We start from the raw sequence: 17,436 nt of genomic DNA, 5'->3' as shown, positions 1-17,436 counted from the left end.
GCTATTTCTTCAAACTCAAATACAATGTACGACGCATTTTTTCAGGATTGATATATCCCGTACCATAATTTAAATCGTCATAATATTTCGTTATAGCTTGGTTTTTAGCAACCTCTTCCTCTGTTTTTCCGGCTTTAATTTCAATAAGCATCTTAGTTCTTAAATCTTCGAGCATAGTTAAGAAGGATTGATATTCAACTTTATTGGATAGTTTGCCATGACCAGGAATAATTTTAGTGTCATCGTTGATATGTTGAAGCCCAGTTTTTACAGCTTTAATATAACCATCTATACTGCCTCCTGATTTTAAATCGATATATGGGTAGCGTCCGTTAAAATAGGTGTCACCTGTATGCAGTACATTGCTTTTAGTAAAATATAATAAAGCGTCTCCATCGGTATGTGCATGATCTACATGGAATACATCAACCTCTTCACCATTGATATGGATGCTCAATTCGTCATTAAATGTAATAATAGGTAAAGCGCCTTTAGGTTGCATGGACCCATCACGCTTTGGTGTTGTTTCTAAACGCTGTCTTACATTGTCATGGGCAATGATTGTAGCGCCGAGTTTCTGCATATTTTCATTTCCGCCAGTATGATCACCATGATAATGGGTATTGACTAAAAATTTAATGTCTTTATCACTTATGGCTTTAATTGCGGTATTGATCTTTTCAGTTAAAGGCGCAAATTGATCATCAATTACAAACACACCATCATCCCCAACTGAAACCCCAATATTACCGCCAGCACCTTTTAGCATGAACACGTGATCAGAAATTTTTACTGTTTCAATGGTCACTTGATCAAATTGAGCATTAGCTTGTGTTCCAAAGGATAAAAAAGCAATTACAAGAAGTGTTGGTATAAATTTCATAAGAATGTAGTTTTATACAAGAGTCTCATAAAGATACAGAAACTTACTTAGTTCCATTTATTTGTCAATAGAATTGCCCAAAAGCAATTTTCAGAGTATCTTTGCAGACGCAATAAAATCACTGGTATTGAGTACTGTAAATTCAAGAGTAAAATCCGCTTCTATATTTTCCGATTTTAAGGAAATTACAAAAATCAGACTTTCTGTAAGTGTGGTGTTTTCTGCTTTGGCTGGATATTTACTTGGTGCTGTAGAAGTGGATATTTATACATTGATTTTACTAGCATTTGGTGGTTATTTTATGGTTGGTGCTTCTAATGCGTTTAATCAAATCATTGAGAAAGATTTGGATGCCTTGATGGATCGTACTAAAAATAGACCTGTTCCAGCTGGGCGAATGAGTAAGCAAACAGCTTTCATTATTGCGAGCCTATTTACAATTGCTGGTATAGTTGTTTTATACACCATTAATGAGCGAACTGCTATGTATGGTGCAATTTCCATTTTCCTTTATACTTGTGTATATACGCCATTAAAGACAAAAACACCTTTAGCGGTTTTTGTTGGAGCCATTCCTGGAGCGATTCCTTTTATGTTGGGTTGGGTTGCGGCGAGTAATGATTTTGGCATCGAACCAGGCACCTTATTTGCCTTACAATTCTTTTGGCAATTCCCTCACTTTTGGGCGATTGGTTGGTTTTTGTATGAGGATTATGAAAAAGGCGGATTCTATATGCTGCCTACTAGAAAACGAGATAAAGGTACTGCTGTGCAAACTATCATGTATACGATATGGACCATATTAATTTCAATAGTACCTGTGTTTGGAGTGACTGGAGAACTAAAATTATCTATTGTTGCAGCAATCATAGTATTTGCACTTGGTTTGGTCATGCTATATTATGCCTTTGAATTATTTAAAAAACGAACTGCTAAAGCAGCAAAACAACTAATGCTGTCTAGTGTATCATATATCACATTACTTCAAATTGTATATGTGGTCGATAAATTTATAAGATAAATGGATTTAACAGAAGGGACGATAAAAGAAAAAAACGATAGAGCTAAACGCATGATGCTTTGGTTTGGGATAATATCTTTAGTTATGTCATTTGCTGGTTTAACAAGTGCTGTACTTGTGAGTAAAAAACGTGAAGATTGGATGCACGATTTTGCAATGCCTAAAGCATTTTTAATAAGTTGCATTATTATTATTGTGAGTAGTATCACGTTTATACTAGCCAAGCGTGCTATAAAAAACGGTTCACGATCTTTAGCAACAAGTATGCTATTGATAACCTTTGTGCTTGGTGTAGCATTTATTATATGTCAATTTTATGGCTTTCAGCAAATAGTAGATTCTGGTTATTATTTTACTGGAGAAGCGTCTAATGTGACGATGAGTTTTATTTATGTCATTGCGGCTGTACATATTTTGCACGTTGTGGCTGGACTTATTTCATTACTCGTTGTAATTTATAATCATTTTAAACAAAAATATTCAGCAACAGAACTCCTTGGAGTACAACTCTCTGCTACCTTTTGGCACTTTGTAGATATACTGTGGTTGTTCTTGTTTTTGTTTTTAACATTTTTAGCCTAATATTTCAATCATTTTTATAGGCTTGAACCTACTATATAGTCTAGACAAGCACTATGTTTTTAATTTTTAGAAACCAATGTTTTTTTAGATAGATAAAATGATTATTTTTGTGCAACTTTTAACAACTAAATGCTTTATATGGATACTACAGTAGCAAATACTGGAACAGAAGGCAAAACTTGGGGTGGCGGCAATAAGCCACTAAAAGCGAGTTATGGTAAAATGATGATGTGGTTTTTTATCGTATCAGATGCCCTAACATTTTCTGGATTTTTAGCAGCTTACGGATTTTCAAGATTTAAGTTTATTGGTTCATGGCCAATAGCTGATGAGGTGTTTACTCACATTCCGTTTTTCCACGGAAATTACCCGATGATTTACGTGGCATTTATGACATTCGTTCTGATTATGTCATCTGTAACAATGGTATTGGCTGTAGATGCAGGTCATCACATGAAGAAAAATAAAGTAACTTGGTACATGTTTTTAACCATTATTGGTGGTTTGATTTTCGTTGGTTCTCAAGCTTGGGAATGGGGAACATTTATCAAAGGTGATTTTGGAGCAGTGCAAACTAAAGGTGGAAATATTCTTCAGTTTGTAAATACCGAAGGCGAACGTGTTGCTTTAAGTGATTTTGTTGTTGCAGAAGAAAAATATAGAACTGAACATAATCGTAAAAATGGATTGTGGTTTGTTCAAGAATCTAAGTTACCAACATATACAGTTGACGAAGTTTATAAAGGATTGCAATCACATTCTGATGTTTTAGTAAGAACACAAACGATTAATGAAGAGGGTGAAAAAACAGTCTTATCACGTGAAGAATCATTAAGCCAGATAAAAAATAATGGTAAAATGGTTGTTGAAGGTGCTAACCTTCATGTTAACGAATATGGGACATCGCTATTTGCTGATTTCTTTTTCTTTATTACAGGTTTTCACGGTTTCCACGTATTCTCTGGAGTTGTGATTAATATTATCATTTTCTTCAACGTTATCCTTGGTACTTATGAGCGAAGAGGAAGTTATGAAATGGTTGAAAAAGTAGGTTTATATTGGCACTTTGTCGATTTAGTTTGGGTATTTGTATTTACATTCTTCTACCTGGTTTAAATTTTATTTAATAGTATAAAACATGGCACACGAACATAAATTAGCAATATTTAGAGGTACACTCAAGTTTAAATCCAATACTCAAAAAATTTGGGGAGTATTAATATTATTATCCATTGTAACCGCTGTTGAGGTCGCACTAGGTATTTATAAGCCTGAGTATTTAATGACTAAGGTTTTAGGTATGAAACTCCTTAACTGGATTTTCATCATCTTAACCATTGTAAAAGCCTATTATATTACTTGGGATTTCATGCATATGAGAGATGAAACCAAAGCATTAAGACGTATGGTGGTTTGGACTACTATTTTCTTAATTTGTTACTTAGTGTTTATCTTATTACAAGAAGGAGGTTATGTAGAAGGCGTATGGGAAACAGGCTTTACCAAAAAAGATTTTTAAATGATTTTATTATCATAAAGTATACAAAAAGACGGTTTTTTTAAACCGTCTTTTTTATTTTTGCACCATAAAATCAAACTCAGCACCTTATGAATAAAATGCCATTAAAAACCGTTCTTATTTTAGGTGTTTTATTCTTCCTGCCTGTCATTTTTTTGTTATTTCTTTACCCTTCAACACATAATTATAATCCTTTAGAAGTTGTTGATGAAAAGGTAACCGAATTGGAATTGTTTTCTTCATCCTCTGAAGATAAAATTAAGTTAGAAGATCACATCACTATTTTAGGATTTCTCGGAAATGAGCCCTTTGATGCTGTCATTGCTGCTTCAAACCTCAAAGAATTAGTTTACGATAAGTTTAAAGGGTTTAAAAAATTTCAGATTGTTATTGTATTGCCAAAAGGAGCCGAAAAAAAGGCTTTAGCCCTTCAGAAAGAAATAAATAACTACGATGACATGCGTTTTTGGCATTATGTTTTTGGTGAGCCAAATGATATTAAAGCAGTATTTAATAGTTTAAAAACAGAGGAAGCTTTAGGTGAGAGTTTGTTTACAGATCATGTGTTTATTGTGGATAAAGATTTAAAGCAACGTGGAAGATTGGATGATAGGGAAGATAACGAGAAAGAAAAACAGGAACATGTGTATTCACTTTATTCTTACGATTGTATTGAAGTTGCCGAAATTAAAAATAAAATGAGTGACGATCTTAGGATTTTATTTACAGAGTATCGTCAAAAACGAAAAGGTGAATTTGATTCTTCTACGCGACGTGCCGAAGATTTAAATGCAGATAAAAATAAATGATATGAGCACAAAAAAAACAAACTACACCTATATAGGAATTGCTTTTGCACTATTGGTCTCTGGAATCATCTTTGTTCCAAAGATTGTTGATCGAATTAAAGGAGGTGATATCACTCGAACAGAAAGTAGATCTCAGGATGTGTCTTCTAATACAAACGGTTATATTTCTGATTTAATGTTTCTAGAAATTAATAACGAACCTAAAAAAGTTCCGTCATTTTCTTTTGTTGATCAAAACGGGAAGACAATAACCAATAAAGATTTTGAAGGCAAGGTGTATGTAGTTGAGTTTTTCTTTACGACCTGTCCAACAATTTGTCCTAGAATGACTAGAAACCTAGTTCAAATACAAAATACCTTTTCAGATTTTGAAGATTTTGGAGTGGCTTCATTTACAATTAATCCAAAACATGATACACAAGAAGTGTTAAAATCATATGCCGAGAATTACGGAGTAACTAACCCTAATTGGCATTTAATGACTGGAGAGCAAGATGCGATTTATGCTTTGGCAAATGTAGGATTCAATATTTATGCTGGTGTAAACCCTGAGGTTGAAGGAGGTTTTGAGCATTCGGGAAATTTCGCATTGATTGATAAGAATGGATTTATACGTTCTCGACAAGATAACTTCGGAAATCCTAAAATATTCTACAAAGGTATTATGAGTGAAAGCGATCAAGAGGATGAAGATGGAGAAACTCAGGAAATAAGTATACTTAAGGAAGATATTGCTAAACTATTAAAAGAAGACTATAATGACTAAGGTTAATACGACTTCAACTGAAAAAAAATACAACAAATGGATCGTGCTTTTGGCTATTGTTATTCCACTTGTTGTAGCAGTATTATCAAGAATAAAATTGCAAGACTTTGGTATTGAGGTTGAGCCTTTAACATTTTTACCTCCAATTTACGCTGCGATTAACGGACTAACGGCTTTAATTTTAATTCTCGCAGTAATCGCAATTAAAAAAAATAATAGAAAACTTCACGAACGTTTGATGAAATTTGCCATTACATTATCAGTAGCATTTTTGGTGATGTATGTAGCCTATCACATGACTAGTGATTCTACGAAATTCGGAGGTGAAGGAGCAATCAAGTACGTCTATTATGTAATATTATTATCTCATATATTATTGTCTATTGTTATTATACCATTTGTATTGATTACATATGTAAGAGCTATAACAAATAATATTGAACGCCATAAACAAATCGCCAAGATTACATTTCCTCTTTGGTTATATGTTGCTGTAACTGGAGTTATTGTGTATGTAATGATTTCACCTTATTATATATAAACTATGAAACAGAAGGTGCTTTTTACAATATATCTTGCATTAATTTCATTAAGCGCAAGTGCACAATGTGCTATGTGTAGAGCGGTTTTAGAAAGTGAAGAAGGACAAACTACAGCCGAAGGAGTTAACGACGGTATTATGTATTTAATGGCCATTCCTTATCTACTTGTTGGAGGAATTGGATTCGTGATTTATTGGAAGTTTTTTAGAAAAACAAAAGAAACTCAATAAAATCACGTTATAACTGTAACATTATTGATGTTTTGTCGTCTTTTATATATATCAATCAAAAATCAATTCTTAACAAATACTTAGGATAAATCATTTTAGGTTTTAATTAAATTTGTAGGAATTAACCATCCGTATTATGATTCAAATCAAAGATTTGCATAAATCTTATCATATGGGAAGCAACTCGCTTCACGTATTAAAAGGTATAAATTTTGATGTAAAACAAGGAGAACTCGTCTCTATTATGGGGTCTTCAGGCTCAGGCAAATCCACTTTGCTAAATATTCTAGGAATGTTAGATGAAGCTGATGAAGGGCAGTATATTCTTGATAATGTTCCAATTAAGAATCTTAACGAGAAGATTGCTGCAAAGTATAGAAATGAATTTCTTGGATTCATTTTTCAGTCTTTCAATCTTATCAATTATAAATCTGCACTCGATAATGTCTCAATGCCTTTGTATTATAAAGGTATAAAACGTAAAGAGCGTACAGATCGCGCCATGCATTATCTTGAAAAAGTTGGTTTAGCAGATTGGTCACATCATTTACCAAGTGAATTATCTGGCGGACAAAAACAACGAGTTGCTATTGCCCGAGCTTTAGCAAGTGATCCAAAAGTGCTAATGGCCGATGAGCCAACAGGAGCACTAGACACTAAAACATCTTATGAAGTCATGGAGCTTATTCAAGGCATCAATGACGAAGGAAAAACGATTTTAGTAGTGACGCATGAGCACGATATTGCTCAAATGACAAAACGAATTGTGAACCTAAAGGACGGAATTATTATTAACGATACTACTGTAGAACAAGTAAGAGCATCTCAACATGTTTGATATAGAACGTTGGCAAGAAATTTTTGAAACCTTACGAAAAAATAAACTTCGTACGTTTTTAACTGGACTTTCAGTAGCATCAGGTATATTCATTTTAGTTATTTTACTTGGTTTTAGTAGAGGACTGGAGAATGGTGTTAAATCTGAGTTCGAAAGAGATGCAACCAATCTTATTACAGTATGGACTGGTGTCACTACTAAGGGATATAAGGGTTTAAACCCTGGACGTTATATTCAAATGAAAAATGAAAATTTCGATTTCATTTCTGAAAAATATAAAAGTAATATAGAACACGAAACTGCCTTATATTCGATTTGGGGAGCAGATATTACCTATAAAAATGAAAGTGTTAGATATCAAGTAAGAGGTGCTATGCCTGGCCATCAATTTATTGAAAATGCTGATATGGAAACTGGGCGATTTGTGAGTGAAATAGACTTGGAAGAAAATCGGAAAATTGCAGTTATTGGTAGAAAGCTACGCCAAGATTTATTCAAGGATGAAGATCCAATAAATAAGGATATTAAAATCTTTGGCATGAGTTTTAAAGTAGTTGGTGTGTTTATTGACCCAGGTGGTGAACGTGAAGAACAACAAGCATATATTCCATTAACTACTGCACAAAAAGTGTTTGGTGCTGGAGATGATATTCGAAATATTTTGGTTACTGTGAAAATGAGTGATGATTTTGAAGAAGCAGTACAATTGTCTAATAAGATGTCTGATGCTATAGAAAGTGAACTTAAACAAATGCATACTGTATCACCTGAAGATACAAGCGCAATTAGAGTATTTAATACACTAGAAGAAGCAAAAAAAATCTATGGACTCATTGATATGATTCAATTGGTATTTTGGATTATTGGAGTTTTAACCATTATAGCTGGTGTGGTAGGTGTTGGAAATATTATGCTCATTATAGTTAAAGAACGAACCAAAGAAATAGGAATCAGAAAGGCTTTAGGTGCATTACCAATTTCTATCATTGGGATGATTCTTCAGGAAGCTATTTTTGTAACTATGTTCGCCGGTTTATTCGGCTTGATCTTTGGGTTGGGACTGTTAGAATTGTTAGGGCCTCAGATTGAACATGATTTTATTAAATATCCTCAAGTCGATTTTAATATTGCCATAAGTGCTGTATTTGTTCTTGTTTTTGCAGGAGCCGTAGCTGGTTTTTTCCCAGCATATCGTGCAGCTAAAATTCGACCTATTGTAGCACTAAGAGACGAATAATATGTTTGATAAAGAACGCTGGAGCGAAATATTAGAAGCATTAAATGCAAACAAGTTTAGAACCGCCTTAACGGCATTTGGTGTAGCTTGGGGAATATTTGTACTTGTTATTTTATTGGCACTAACCAATGGACTTCGTAATGGTGTCACTGCCGATTTTGGCGACTTCGCTACTAATTCCATGTTTATGTGGACTCAAGGTACATCGAAACCCTACAAAGGCTTGCCTAAAGGACGCTTTTTTAATTATAAAATAGACGATGTAGCTGCTATAAAAAGTCAAGTTCCTAGTCTTAAATATGTCTCTCCTAGAAATCAACTTGGTGGCTTTAGAGGTAATAATAATGTCATAAGAGGTACAAAAACTGGTGCATTTGAAATTTATGGAGATTACCCAGAGTATATTAAACAACAGCCCATGGATATTCTACAGGGTAGATTTATTAGTTATTCGGATATTAATGAAAAGCGAAAAATATGTATTATTGGGACTGGAGTTATAAAAGGACTTTATGATAAAACGGAAGATGCTCTAGGTACTTATATCAAAATAAATGGAGTCAATTTTTTAGTTGTAGGGACGTTCAAAAACACCAATAGTCAAGGTGATAGTGAAGAAGAAGCTAATACAATTTATATTCCATTTACTACGTTTGGACAAGCCTTTAATAGAGGAGATCGCGTGGGTTGGATGGCTATAACAGCAGAAGATAATGTTCCAATAACATCTATTAAACAACAGGTTTTTGATTTAATGAAATCTCGACATAAAGTACATCCAGAAGATGATCGCGCGATTGGTCATTTTGATCTAGCTGAAGAATTTGGAAGAATTAATGGTTTGTTTTCTATACTGAGTATCGTAGGATATTTTGTTGGAATACTTGTGTTAATGTCTGGTATTATTGGCATTAATAACATTATGCTTATCGTCGTTAAAGAGCGTACTAAAGAAATAGGAATTAGACGAGCACTTGGAGCTTCACCTTGGACCATTAAATCTCAAATCCTTCAAGAAAGTTTATTGTTAACCACCTTATCAGGAATGTTAGGAATTACATTTGCTGCATTTACAATTTGGGGTATGAATTCGATTTTAGATAGTGCAGGTCCAACTGAAAACTTTGCTAACCCGAGTGTAGGAATGCAGGTCGTTGTGATAGCTCTTGTTATATTAATAGTTTCAGGGTTGGCAGCTGGATTTATTCCGGCGAGTAGAGCAACTAAAATGAAACCGGTCGACGCTTTAAGAATAGAATAAATTAAATTAATCATCAACACATGAAAAGAACAAAAACACTAATCGCTTTAATACTTATTGTAATTCTATTTGGAGCTGCACTATTTTATCTGTGGCAGAAGAATCAAGAAGATCCAGTTACTTATACTACAGAGGTACCTTCTGAAGAAACCATCGTTGTCAAAACGGTTGCAACAGGAAGTATTGTGCCAAAGGAGGAAATCTTAATCAAACCAAATATTTCTGGTGTAGTGGAAGAAGTATTCATTGAAGCTGGTGAGTATGTCAAACAAGGAGATTTAATTGCTCAAATACGAGTGATTCCTAATGTATCTAATTTAACAAGTGCAAAGAATACTATAGCGTCTAATAGAACAGCATTACAAACCGCTGAAATTAACTACAAAACTCAGAAGGCGATTTTTGATCGACAAAAAGGACTTTTTGAAAAAGGTGTTATTGCTGCAAACGAGTTTGATCAAGTAAATAACACTTATTTACAAGCAAAGCAACAAGTAGAGCAGGCAAGAATTAATGTCACCCAATCGCGTCAAAATTATGATATCATTAAAACAGGAACAACTTCTGGATTAGGTAATATTGCTCAAACTCAAGTGAGAGCAACTGTAGCAGGAATGGTTCTTGACGTTCCGGTAAAAGCAGGTAATCAGGTTATTGAAGCCAATAATTTTAATGAAGGAACCTCTATTGCTTCATTAGCCGACGTTACAAAGATGATCTTTGAAGGAAAAGTTGATGAAAGTGAAGTTGGTAAAATTAAAGAAGGGCTTCCTTTAGAAATTACTGTTGGTGCTATTGAAGACGAAACTTTTGATGCCGTGTTAGATTATATTGCACCTAAAGGTGTTGAAGAAAATGGCGCTATCCAATTTGAGATTAAAGGAACACTTAAAAAAATGGACTCAACGTTTATTCGTGCAGGATTAAGCGCTAATGCGTCTATTATTTTAGAGAAAGCAGTAAAAGTATTGGCCATTAAAGAAGCACTTGTACAATATGATGAAGAAACGAAAAAGCCATATGTAGAAGTAGAAGTGGGAGACCAAAAATTTGAACGTAAAGATTTAGAATTAGGTATAGGTGATGGTATTTTCGTAGAGGTTAAAAGCGGTATAACAAAAGACGATAAAATAAAAGTTTGGAATCCTGTCCAAGGTGGTATGCAGTTCGCTGGACAATAAATTTTAACATGCAGTGTAACACTTTAACATTTATAGAGACATATAGATAATTATGAAAAAAATAGTTAGCATTTTCATTGTTCTAGTAACAATTAGTTTACAAGCTCAAAATAAAAAATGGACACTTATTGAATGTGTTCAGTATGCTTTAGAAAATAATATTTCAGTAAAGCAAAGTGAATTAGATATTGAAACAGCAGATATTGAGAGGCTTACTGCAATTGGTAATTTTCTTCCAAGTATAAATGCAGGCGCTGGAGTATCTGAAAACACCGGACTTAGTTTTAACCCAGTAACCAATAATGCTCAAACAACAACATTTTTATCAGCTAATGGTAGTATCAATGTTGGGTATACATTATTTGATGGTCTTAGAAATATAAGATCTGTTCAGCGTGCTGAAATATCAAAACTCGCAAGTCAGTATCGTTTAGATAAAATGAAAGATGATATTTCACTTTTTGTGGCCAATGGATATCTTCAAGTGATATTAAATAAGGCTAATGTGGAAGTGTTGAAATCTCAGAACGAAGTCACTAAAGAACAAATTCAACGTACAGAAGATTTGGTTGAAGCTGGCTCATTGCCTAGAGGAGATTTACTAGAAATTCAAGCAACAGACGCTAGTGAACAACAAGCTATTATTAATGCTGAAAATAACGTAAGAATATCACTCATAAGCTTGGCCCAATTACTACTTATTAAGGATTATGAAACCTTCGATATTGAAGACGAAGGCTACGATATAGTTGACGACGGTATCGTAGGGAAGGATATTTCAGAAATTCTAACTAAGGCAAAAGAAGTGCGATCTGAGATTAAGATTGCTGAACAAAATGTGGAACTTGCAAAAAAAGACTTGCAGATTTCGAAAGGGGCTAACTTACCAACGTTATCAGCATTTTTTGGCTACAATACACGATATGCCAATACTACATCTTTCATATCTGAAGTTGATCCAGACAATCCAACTGTGACACAACAAATAGGTGTTGTTCAGGCTACAGGTCAATCTGTTGTAGGAGAGTTTCCTAATACAATTGTACGTGAAGTTGGAGCAGATCCTTTTGGAGATCAGTTGTATCAAAATGATGGTATTGGTTACGGCCTTAATTTAAATATTCCTATTTTTAATGGGTTTGCCACTAAAGGAAATATAAAAAGAAGCAAAATAAATTTACAACGCACACAATTTCAACTCGAACAAGCTGAATTAGATTTAGAGTCAAATGTGTATCAAGCCTATGTAGATGCAAAAGGCGCTTTAAAATCATTTGAAGCTGCTGAATCTGCGTTAGAGTCTCAGAGACTAGCCTATGATTATGCAAAAGAACGCTATGATGTAGGGTTAACAAATGCATTCGATTTTAGTCAGTCAAAATTGCGATACGACAATGCTCAAATTGAAGTTAATCGTGCAAAATATGATTACATATTTAAGTTGAAGGTTCTCGAATTATACTTCGGAATACCTGCAACAGAATTAAAGTTTTAAACCATGACCAAAAAAACAAAAATCATTCTCGGGATTGCTGTCTTGCTACTTATTGCTTTAGTAGCAGGAAAGTCAATGGGAATGTTCGGCAAAAAAGGGAATTTTAAAGAAGTAGACGTAAAGAAAGTAGCACTAGTAGATATTACTGAAACAGTTTCTGCTACGGGTAAAATTCAGCCAGAAGTTGAGGTAAAAATATCTAGTGAAGTTTCTGGAGAAATTTTAGCACTTCCATTTAAGGAAGGTCAACAAGTTGAAAAAGGTGACCTTTTGGTGCGTGTAAATCCAGATTTAATTCAATCTGCGGTGAATCGTTCTCAAGCTAGTTATCAGAATGTTAAAGCTGGGTTAGAACAGGCTGAAGCATCATTAAAAGAGGCTAAGGCCAATTACGACAGAAATAAAACGCTTTTTGAAAGAGGTGTCATCTCTAAAGCAGACTGGGATAGAGCTACTGCTGCATATGAAACTGCAGAAGCATCTAAAAGCTCTGCCTACTATAGTGTCCAAAGTGCCGCAGCGACAGTAAATGAGGCAAAAGATAACTTAAGTAGAACTGAAATTTATGCGCCAATGAGTGGTACAATTTCGATGCTAAATGTTGAATTAGGTGAACGCGTTGTTGGAACACAACAAATGGCTGGAACCGAAATTTTAAGAGTGGCTAACCTGAATAATATGGAGGTTGAAGTTGATGTTAATGAAAATGACATTGTGAAGGTGCAAATAGGAGACTCCACTATTGTTGAAGTTGATGCGTATTTAAAGAAAGAATTTAAAGGAATAGTTACAGAAATTGCCAACTCGGCTGCTGGAGCTTTAACGTCAGACCAAGTAACAAACTTTAGAGTTAAAGTTAGAATACTTGAAGAGTCATATCAAGATTTAATTGAAGGAAAACCAGAGAATTTTTCCCCTTTTAGACCAGGTATGACAGCAACAGTGGATATTATAACCGATAAAAGTAATAATTCTGTAGCTGTACCAATAAGTTCGATTGTCATTAAGACCGAATCTGAAATGAAAGAAAAAAAGAGAAGAAGAGGAAATGATGATAATGATGACACTGAAGAAATAAAAGCCGAAGATGAAGAAAAATTTGAGTGTGTTTTTGTGAATGATAATGGTGTTGCTAAATTAAAGAAGGTTACTACTGGAATACAAGACGATACAAATATTGAGATTGTTTCTGGATTAAGTGAAAGTGATGAAATAATCACTGGACCATATAATATGGTTTCAAAAACACTTAAACCTGGCGATAAAATTGAAAAGAAAAATAAAAAAGTAAAAAAAGAGAATGATTCTGCGGAAGATTCTTAAATAAATAGTCATGTCTCTAATATTAAATATAGAAACATCTACAACTAATTGTTCAGTCTCTCTTTCTAAAGAAGGAGAGACTTTAGTTTTAAAAGAAGACAATAATGTCAATTATTCACATGCAGAATCTCTTCATGTGTATATTGATGATGTTTTGAAAACTGCTGATGTTAAACAAGATCAACTTAAGGCTATTGCAGTAAGTAAAGGGCCAGGATCTTATACAGGATTAAGGATTGGAGTATCGGCAGCAAAAGGCTTAAGTTATGCCTTAAATATTCCGCTTATTTCCGTGTCAACATTGGAGGCTTTATCCAATCAGGTGCGAATTGATGAGGGGGTTATAGTGCCTATGCTCGATGCAAGACGATTGGAAGTGTATTCTGCTGTTTTTGATTTTCAGCATGAAGAAATAAGAAGAGTAGAAGCTCAAATTCTTGATGAAAATTCCTTTAATGAATATTTGAAAAAAGGTCTAGTGTTTTTCGTTGGAAATGGTGTTGAGAAAACGAAAACGTTAATTAATAATCAAAACGCAAGATTTATTGACGGAAAACTACCATCAGCTAATGAAATGGGCGCGCTGTCTTATGCAAAGTATAAAAAAAGCGACATCGAAGATGTCGCCTATTTTGAACCTTTTTATTTAAAAGATTTTATCGCTTTAAAACCAAAGTCTTAAGCATCTTTTTGAATTTCCACAGCATGTGGGTATGGAATTTCAATTCCAGCTGCATCTAATGCCATTTTTGCACTTTCATGAGTATTAAAATGAACATCCCAATAATCTTCAATTTTCACCCAAGGTCTTACAGCAAAATTAACAGAACTGTCTGCCAATTCTGTAACATTTACTAAAGGAGCTGGATCTTTAAGAACTTTAGGGTTTGAAGTTAGTACATTCATCAACACGTCTTTAGTTTCCTTAATATCTGCATCATAACTAACACCAAACACTAAATCTAAACGTAAAATTCCTTCTGTAGAATAGTTTACAATATTGCCATTAGACAATGCGCCATTAGGAATAATAACTTCTTTATTGGTAGGTGTTAACAACTTAGTAGTGAAAATCTCAATTTCTTTTACCACACCTAGTTCCCCTTGTGCTTCTACAAGATCACCAATTTTAATAGGTTTAAAAATCATGAGTAAAACACCTCCAGCAAAATTAGCAAGAGATCCTTGTAAGGCTAATCCAATAGCAAGACCTGCTGCTGCTAAAATAGCGGCAAATGACGTGGTTTCTATTCCAACGGTACCAAGAACAACTACAATAAGAACGATTTTTAAGACCCAACTTAATAGATTTAAAAGAAATTTCTTTAAACTTTCATCATATTCTCTTTTATCCATGACTTTGCGAACACCTTTTAAGATACTCTTAATAATCCATGATCCAATAATCCATATGGCTATTGCAGCCAATACTTTTGGGCCAAAGTCGATAAGTAAATCGTAGCCCTTATCAACCCATTTTTGTAAATCCATAATATAGTTTTAAATTAGACTATAATATTAATAAAAAAACCCGAACGATTCATAAAATTGTTCGGGTTTGATATTTTGAAAAATGTAATCTATTGTACATTTAGAAAGTTTACTAGCTTAATGAGGTCTTCTTTCTTAGAAGGCTTTATTTTTTCAGATTTCATAAAGGCAGCTATTTTACTTGAGTTCTCAGGAAATAGTTTTAATATATCTTTTTTCTTTTCAGGTAGTATTTGAGCAGTATTGTTTTTTATTATAATGTAATACACGTCATCAACCTTTTTAAATCGTGCAGGTTTGGTATCTTGATAGCTGCTTTTTGCAGGTTGTCTTTCAATGAATTTTTTCGATTCTTTTAATAATAAGTTTATTTTCGAATCAGGACTATTAACATGGATGAAATAACCTCTTTCGGCAATGCCATCTTCATTTATGTAATTAAGCGATTGATAGGTTTTATTATCTTTTAGAAATGTTATTGTCACGCCTTCAATATTTCTATTTATGGCTTGAATTGTATTTTTGTCTGACTGAACTTCCATTTGATCAGAAACAGCATTGTATCTAAGATTAAATATTTTGTTTTGATCTGCCGAAACTCTTGCAGGTGTAAATTCATCTATGATATAGGGTGTTCCTTGAATAGTTTTATCACTTCTATCAAATGTAAAACTCATATTACCAGTGGTAAGTGTTTGAGTCTGAACCAAATCTTGAGCGAACGAAACTGCAGAAGCTAATAATAAAACGATAAATAATTGTGTTGATTTCATAACGAGTAATTTTAACAATTAGCATCAAATTTAATGCCAACTCTATTGATTTAGGGGTTTGTTTTTTTGTTAATTAGAAAAGCACCCTTAATAGAGTGCTTTGACGTGGTTTATTTAACTTCAAAAGTTAATTTGACATTGACTCTAAATTCAGTAACATCATCATCTTTTACAATTGCGCTTTGATCTTGTACATATACAGATCTAATATTTTTTACGCTTTTAGAAGCTTGCTTTACAGCTTTTCTGGTTGCATCTTCCCAACTTTTATCAGAATTTGATAATACTTCAATTACTTTTAATACTGCCATTTGATATTTATTATTTAATTATTATTAAGTGAGTTAAATATAGAAATAATATTTAAAATTAGCCATTAATTGCTTCAACGGTTTCAACTTTCCCTTTAAGCATTTCTTTTAGCATATTTTCGATACCATTTTTTAATGTAAAGGTTGAAGAAGGACAACCACTACAGGCACCTTGAAGTATAACACTTACTTTCTTCTCTTCTGCATTATAAGATTGAAATTCAATATTACCACCATCACTTGCAACAGCAGGTTTTACATACTCTTCTAGGATATTAATAATTTCTTTGGATATATCATCCTTTTGTTCAAATTGTTCATCTAAATAGCTTTGATTCTTTTCAACTTGTTTTGGAGCATTAGCGTTAATAATTTCTTTTCCGTTTTCTACATAAGCTCTAATAAACTCTCTTAATTCTATTGTAATATCATTCCATTCTGCAATATCGAATTTTGTAATAGACACAAAGTTCTCATCAATAAAAACACTTTTAACAAATGGGAAATGAAATAATTCGGCAGCTAAAGGAGCATATTTCGTATCGTCTATTGATGTAAATTCGTGTGACGCAGTTACCAATTTTTTATTGGCTACAAATTTTAAAACACTAGGATTAGGAGTGCTTTCCGCATACACAGTTACAGGAACTTTCTTGTTTGCATTGCCTGTGGATGTTACTACGATTCCTCCGTTGTTGAGGTAAGATTTAATTTGTTCAGCAACTTCATCTTGTACATCAATCCATTCGACAATGTTAAATCGTTCTATTGCAATAAAGTTACTTGAAATGTAAACTTTTTTCACAAAAGGTAAATAAAATAGTTGTTGTGCTAAAGGAGATGATTTGGCTTCATCAATATTGTTGAATTCAAAACTTTGATGTTGTGTAATAAACTGATCGATTTCAAATTTTAATATTGTTGGGTTGCTTGTTTCTTTAATTGCAATTGAATAAGTAGACATATATTTTTCTTTTTGCAAAAATAAGTAACAAAAATGTCAAAATACTAGTTTTAAGAATTTGATAATGACATAAAACAGGATATTAATCGTAATAACAAGTTATTTGAACGAAGGTGTTAGGGTTTTTTAGTGTTAAACTGTTATTTTTAAAACGATTTAGAAGTCGTTATTACTTAATTTTTATTAAATTTCGCTCTTATTATCAAAAAC

General features: G+C 33.3%; 20 protein-coding genes. 15 read left to right on the top strand and 5 right to left on the bottom strand.

Annotated features, from left to right (window positions below; genetic code table 11):
* Position 1: 1 nt before the first annotated feature.
* On the bottom strand, positions 2-883 hold the full coding sequence (locus ACTU6T_RS04265; protein ID WP_460220021.1) for an MBL fold metallo-hydrolase: 882 nt from the start codon (positions 881-883) through the stop codon (positions 2-4).
* A 127-nt stretch (positions 884-1,010) separates the two neighbouring features.
* On the opposite strand from ACTU6T_RS04265, the gene cyoE reads away from it, so the two are divergent.
* The 15 genes from cyoE (at position 1,011) to tsaB (ending at position 14,369) form a co-directional block, all read left to right on the top strand.
* Positions 1,011-1,904 (top strand): heme o synthase, encoded by an 894-nt coding sequence (cyoE, locus tag ACTU6T_RS04260; protein ID WP_460220020.1) that lies wholly within the window; start codon positions 1,011-1,013, stop codon positions 1,902-1,904.
* Positions 1,905-2,486 (top strand): cytochrome c oxidase subunit 3, encoded by a 582-nt coding sequence (locus ACTU6T_RS04255; protein ID WP_460220019.1) that lies wholly within the window; start codon positions 1,905-1,907, stop codon positions 2,484-2,486.
* Between the two features lie 138 nt (positions 2,487-2,624).
* Positions 2,625-3,602, top strand: a complete 978-nt coding sequence (locus tag ACTU6T_RS04250; RefSeq protein ID WP_460220018.1) for a cytochrome c oxidase subunit 3 — start codon at positions 2,625-2,627, stop codon at positions 3,600-3,602.
* Positions 3,603-3,624: 22 nt separating this feature from the next.
* A complete protein-coding gene (locus ACTU6T_RS04245; RefSeq protein ID WP_460220017.1) occupies positions 3,625-4,005 on the top strand; it encodes a cytochrome C oxidase subunit IV family protein in 381 nt (126 codons plus the stop codon).
* Positions 4,006-4,094: 89 nt separating this feature from the next.
* Entirely contained in the window at positions 4,095-4,814 is a 720-nt protein-coding gene (locus ACTU6T_RS04240; RefSeq protein ID WP_460220016.1) for a hypothetical protein, read from the top strand.
* Between the two features lies 1 nt (position 4,815).
* Positions 4,816-5,580: an SCO family protein gene (locus tag ACTU6T_RS04235; RefSeq protein ID WP_460220015.1), complete on the top strand. Its 765-nt coding sequence runs from the start codon at positions 4,816-4,818 to the stop codon at positions 5,578-5,580.
* On the top strand, positions 5,573-6,121 hold the full coding sequence (locus ACTU6T_RS04230) for a DUF420 domain-containing protein (protein ID WP_460220014.1): 549 nt from the start codon (positions 5,573-5,575) through the stop codon (positions 6,119-6,121). The genes ACTU6T_RS04235 and ACTU6T_RS04230 overlap by 8 nt, the downstream gene beginning before the upstream one ends.
* 3 nt (positions 6,122-6,124) lie before the next feature.
* Positions 6,125-6,352 (top strand): hypothetical protein, encoded by a 228-nt coding sequence (locus ACTU6T_RS04225; protein ID WP_460220013.1) that lies wholly within the window; start codon positions 6,125-6,127, stop codon positions 6,350-6,352.
* Between the two features lie 136 nt (positions 6,353-6,488).
* Positions 6,489-7,190, top strand: a complete 702-nt coding sequence (locus ACTU6T_RS04220; protein WP_460220012.1) for an ABC transporter ATP-binding protein — start codon at positions 6,489-6,491, stop codon at positions 7,188-7,190.
* On the top strand, positions 7,183-8,427 hold the full coding sequence (locus ACTU6T_RS04215; RefSeq protein WP_460220011.1) for an ABC transporter permease: 1,245 nt from the start codon (positions 7,183-7,185) through the stop codon (positions 8,425-8,427). The genes ACTU6T_RS04220 and ACTU6T_RS04215 overlap by 8 nt, the downstream gene beginning before the upstream one ends.
* A gap of 1 nt (position 8,428) precedes the next feature.
* Positions 8,429-9,688 (top strand): ABC transporter permease, encoded by a 1,260-nt coding sequence (locus tag ACTU6T_RS04210; protein ID WP_460220010.1) that lies wholly within the window; start codon positions 8,429-8,431, stop codon positions 9,686-9,688.
* A 20-nt stretch (positions 9,689-9,708) separates the two neighbouring features.
* The gene (locus ACTU6T_RS04205; RefSeq protein ID WP_460220009.1) at positions 9,709-10,869 is read left to right on the top strand and encodes an efflux RND transporter periplasmic adaptor subunit; all 1,161 of its coding nucleotides are present in this window, start codon (positions 9,709-9,711) and stop codon (positions 10,867-10,869) included.
* A gap of 52 nt (positions 10,870-10,921) precedes the next feature.
* Positions 10,922-12,364, top strand: a complete 1,443-nt coding sequence (locus ACTU6T_RS04200) for a TolC family protein (protein ID WP_460220008.1) — start codon at positions 10,922-10,924, stop codon at positions 12,362-12,364.
* Positions 12,365-12,367: 3 nt separating this feature from the next.
* Complete coding sequence (locus ACTU6T_RS04195; RefSeq protein WP_460220007.1) at positions 12,368-13,687, top strand: efflux RND transporter periplasmic adaptor subunit; 1,320 nt, start codon at positions 12,368-12,370, stop codon at positions 13,685-13,687.
* A gap of 10 nt (positions 13,688-13,697) precedes the next feature.
* On the top strand, positions 13,698-14,369 hold the full coding sequence (gene tsaB, locus ACTU6T_RS04190; protein WP_460220006.1) for a tRNA (adenosine(37)-N6)-threonylcarbamoyltransferase complex dimerization subunit type 1 TsaB: 672 nt from the start codon (positions 13,698-13,700) through the stop codon (positions 14,367-14,369).
* Here the strand turns inward: tsaB and ACTU6T_RS04185 are convergent.
* From ACTU6T_RS04185 to ACTU6T_RS04170, 4 genes are all read right to left on the bottom strand, one after another.
* Positions 14,366-15,178: a mechanosensitive ion channel family protein gene (locus tag ACTU6T_RS04185; RefSeq protein ID WP_460220005.1), complete on the bottom strand. Its 813-nt coding sequence runs from the start codon at positions 15,176-15,178 to the stop codon at positions 14,366-14,368. The genes tsaB and ACTU6T_RS04185 overlap by 4 nt on opposite strands.
* Before the next feature lie 89 nt (positions 15,179-15,267).
* Complete coding sequence (locus tag ACTU6T_RS04180; protein WP_460220004.1) at positions 15,268-15,951, bottom strand: hypothetical protein; 684 nt, start codon at positions 15,949-15,951, stop codon at positions 15,268-15,270.
* A 110-nt stretch (positions 15,952-16,061) separates the two neighbouring features.
* Entirely contained in the window at positions 16,062-16,262 is a 201-nt protein-coding gene (locus ACTU6T_RS04175; RefSeq protein WP_299333818.1) for a dodecin family protein, read from the bottom strand.
* Between the two features lie 58 nt (positions 16,263-16,320).
* A complete protein-coding gene (locus ACTU6T_RS04170; RefSeq protein ID WP_460220003.1) occupies positions 16,321-17,226 on the bottom strand; it encodes a NifU family protein in 906 nt (301 codons plus the stop codon).
* Positions 17,227-17,436: the final 210 nt, after the last annotated feature.

It is taken from the genome of Psychroserpens citreus (assembly GCF_055686305.1).
Note: the sequence above shows the minus strand (reverse complement) of the source record. Positions and strands in the feature narration are given on the sequence as shown.